2 protein-coding genes are annotated in these 3678 nt (G+C 42.4%); one reads left to right on the top strand and one right to left on the bottom strand.

The window, feature by feature from the left end:
• Window positions 1-210 precede the first annotated feature (210 nt).
• Window positions 211-2733: a glycogen/starch/alpha-glucan phosphorylase gene (locus tag O9290_RS25925; protein ID WP_288026716.1), complete on the top strand. Its 2523-nt coding sequence runs from the start codon at window positions 211-213 to the stop codon at window positions 2731-2733.
• A gap of 147 nt (window positions 2734-2880) precedes the next feature.
• Here the strand turns inward: O9290_RS25925 and O9290_RS25920 are convergent, their stop codons facing one another.
• The gene (locus O9290_RS25920; protein WP_002759175.1) at window positions 2881-3288 is read right to left on the bottom strand and encodes a GxxExxY protein; all 408 of its coding nucleotides are present in this window, start codon (window positions 3286-3288) and stop codon (window positions 2881-2883) included.
• Window positions 3289-3678 lie beyond the last annotated feature (390 nt).

Below are 3678 nucleotides of genomic sequence, written 5' to 3'. Positions count from 1 at the left end.
AAAACGCTATTAAGCTTTTTTTGTGAATAATTGTGGGAGGGTGGACAGGGTTCACCCTTTTTTGTCGGCAATTGCGATCGCTGCTCCTCTCAAAACCAATAGAAATCTAAATGTCTGAGTCTCTCCAAAAGGTAACAAGTAAACTATAAAGGATATCGTCATCAGGTCTGATCGGCGATCGACTCCCGAATATATGGACAACAAAAACCCATGGAGACAACCTATACCCTAGCTGATGGGCCTGAAGCACTTCAATGCCCCACTTTAATTGAAGATGATCGCACGGGCATGAGTCCCGAAACCCTAAAACGGGCTTTTCTGGACAATCTATTTTATTTGCAAGGGGTTAACCGCACCGATGCCAGTCCCTACAATTACTATGTCGCCCTTGCCTACACCGTTCGCGATCGCCTGCTGCGTCGTTTTCTGAAATCCACCGACACCTACAAACAAGAAAAAGTTAAACTCGTCTGCTATTTCTCCGCCGAATTCCTCATGGGGCGGTATTTAGGCAATAATCTCGCTAATTTGGGTATTTATGACCGAATCAAAGAGATGATCGAGGAATTAGGTCTTGATTTTGAGGAAATTATCGAACAGGAACCGGATCCCGGCCTGGGAAACGGCGGTTTAGGTCGTTTAGCGGCTTGTTTCCTCGATTCCCTCGCTTCCTTAGAAATTCCCGCCATCGGTTACGGTATCCGCTACGAATTTGGCATTTTCCATCAAATCATCCAAAACGGTTGGCAGGTGGAAATCCCCGATAACTGGCTACGCTTCGGCAATCCTTGGGAATTACCCCGTCCCGATGAAAGTGTGGAAGTAAAACTGGGTGGCCGGACGGAAATCTATCACGACGATAAGGGACAGGAACGGGTACAATGGCTGCCGGAACGTCGGGTTTTAGCCATTCCCCACGATACCCCCGTCCCGGGTTACAAAACCAACACGGTTAACGCTTTGCGTCTCTGGAAAGCAGAAGCGAGTGAATCGTTTAATTTTGAGGCTTTTAACGCCGGGTTATACGATCAATCCGTGGCCGAAAAAATGGACGCGGAAACCATTTCTAAAGTCCTTTATCCCAACGATAACACCCCCGCCGGTCGCGAATTACGTCTCGCCCAACAATACTTTTTTGTGGCCGCTTCCCTGCAAGATTTAATTCGCATTCACCTAAAAAGCCACAAAAATCTGCAAAACTTCCACGAAACCGCCGCTATTCAACTGAACGATACTCACCCCGCCATTGCGATCGCTGAGTTAATGCGTTTGTTAGTGGATGAAAACGGCTTAGAATGGTCAAAAGCTTGGGCAATTACCCAAAAAACCTTCGCTTATACCAATCATACCCTATTGCCGGAAGCCCTGGAACGTTGGTCGGCGGATTTACTTGGTAAACTGCTGCCCCGACATCTAGAAATTATCTATCTGATCAATCACTTTTTCCTTGAGGATGTGCGGACTTGGTTTCCCGATAACGAGGAATTATTGGGCAAATTGTCGATAGTTGAAGAAGCTGGTTGGGGTAATAAACAAATTCGCATGGCTAATTTAGCCTGTGTGGGTAGTCACTCGATTAACGGAGTCGCCGCTTTACACACAGAGTTACTGCAAAAGGACACCCTGAAAGAGTTTGCCATGCTCTGGCCGGAAAAATTCTACAATAAAACCAATGGTGTCACCCCGCGTCGGTGGATTTTATTGAGCAATCCCCAATTATCGGCACTATTTACTGAAAAAATCGGCGATGATTGGTTAAAAGACCTGAAGGAATTGCGAAAACTGGAACAATACCTTGATGATCCCGAATTCCGTCAGCGTTGGTATGAAATTAAACAGGCGAATAAGGCCGATTTAGCGGCTTATATGCTGAAAACCCGCAATATCGAGGTGGATGTTAATTCGATTTTCGATGTGCAGGTAAAACGGATTCACGAATACAAACGCCAACATCTGGCAGTTCTGCACATTATCGCCCTTTACAATCGCATTAAACAGAACCCTCAGATCGATATCGTGCCGCGCACTTTTATCTTTGGTGGTAAGGCAGCCCCCGGTTACTTTATGGCTAAGTTAATTATTAAGTTAACTAATGCTGTAGCTGAAATTGTTAATAAGGATCCTGATGTCAGAGGTCGTTTAAAATTGGTTTTCCTGCCTAACTTTAACGTTTCTTTGGGTCAACGCATCTATCCGGCGGCGGATCTGTCCGAACAGATTTCCACGGCGGGTAAGGAAGCTTCCGGAACCGGTAACATGAAGTTTGCCATGAATGGCTCCCTCACCATTGGGACTCTGGACGGTGCTAATATCGAAATTCGCGAGGAAGCAGGGGCAGAAAATTTCTTCCTTTTTGGCTTGACAGCAGGAGAAGTTTATGCTAAGAAAGCACACGGTTATGAACCGATGAGCTATTACAAAAATAATCGCGAATTGAAGGGAGTGATCGATCGAATTAAGAGTGGTTATTTTAGCCATGGTGACCAGGAATTATTCAGGCCGATCGTCGATTCTCTCCTCTACGATGACCAGTATATGCTTTTAGCTGATTATCAATCCTACGCTGATTGTCAGGAACAGGTAAGTGAAGCTTATCGCGATCGGGACAAGTGGACGCGGATGTCGATTCTCAACTCGGTTCGTATGGCCAAATTCTCTAGCGATCGCACAATCTGGGAATATTGTCAAGAGATTTGGAAAGTTAATCCAGTCAAGATTAGTTTAGAGGATTAAAAAACTCGGTCAAGTTCGGGTTTAGTCTTTGACTGGCCCGAATTTTGGAACCGTAGCCCCAAAAATGCTTTGTGAAAACGTCTAAACTATGATTTTTATGATTGTTTGATGGACTAGGATTTTAAGTTTTATACACTTCAATTATTTCTAGTTATAGTTAGGTTTTCTTTTCGGCTTGTGAACTCTTTTAAACTGTAAACTGATATTTCCAAAATTAAGCAATAATCCAATATCTAACCCATAAGCTTCGAGATAATTGATAGCTTGTGCTAAGTGAACGTCTTCAAGTTGAATAACGGCTTTTAATTCTACCATCACTTTACCTTCAACAAAAAAGTCAACTCGTCTTGTACCTATTTGATCATCTTTATAAAAGATCGGCATTTCGTGTTCTCTCGAAAAAGATAATCCCTGTAGGTTCATTTCTTTTGCCAAAGCACGTTGATAAATTACTTCTTGAAAACCATTTCCTAAGATACGGTGAACTTCCATTGCACAACCAATAATTTTACCTGTTAGTTCACTTTCAGGGTATTGGGGATTAATAAAAGTCATGGCTAGGATTTAGATGATGAAGTGAGGATTTTGATTAGATTGTCTCTGATAATTCAATGTCTAAACTATGATTAGACTCATGATTTAATGATGGACTATGATTGGGTTGTTTTTGACAATTCAATGTCTAAACTATGATTTAGAATGATTGAATGATAGACTATGATTAGGTTATCTTTCGACAATCACGACTATTTATTGTATTATATCACATCATGGGGTCGCTCTCTCGAAAAGAATCATAGTCCATCACATAATCACAAAAATCATAGTTAAGACGATGATTAGAATGAGCGACTATGATTAGGTTATCTTTGACAATCATGAGTATTTATTGTCTTATATCACATCATGGGGTCGCTCTCTCGAAAAGAATCATAGTCCATCACA

Origin of the sequence: Microcystis sp. LE19-41.2A, from assembly GCF_027530405.1 — a bacterium.
Lineage (GTDB): Bacteria > Cyanobacteriota > Cyanobacteriia > Cyanobacteriales > Microcystaceae > Microcystis > Microcystis aeruginosa.
Note: the sequence above shows the minus strand (reverse complement) of the source record. Positions and strands in the feature narration are given on the sequence as shown.

What these genes read in the sequence shown, in the direction of transcription:
- O9290_RS25925 (WP_288026716.1), top strand. Translation starts at nt 211, where the DNA reads ATGGAGACAACCTATACCCTAGCTGATGGGCCTGAAGCACTTCAATGC.
- O9290_RS25920 (WP_002759175.1), bottom strand. Translation starts at nt 3,288, where the DNA reads ATGACTTTTATTAATCCCCAATACCCTGAAAGTGAACTAACAGGTAAA.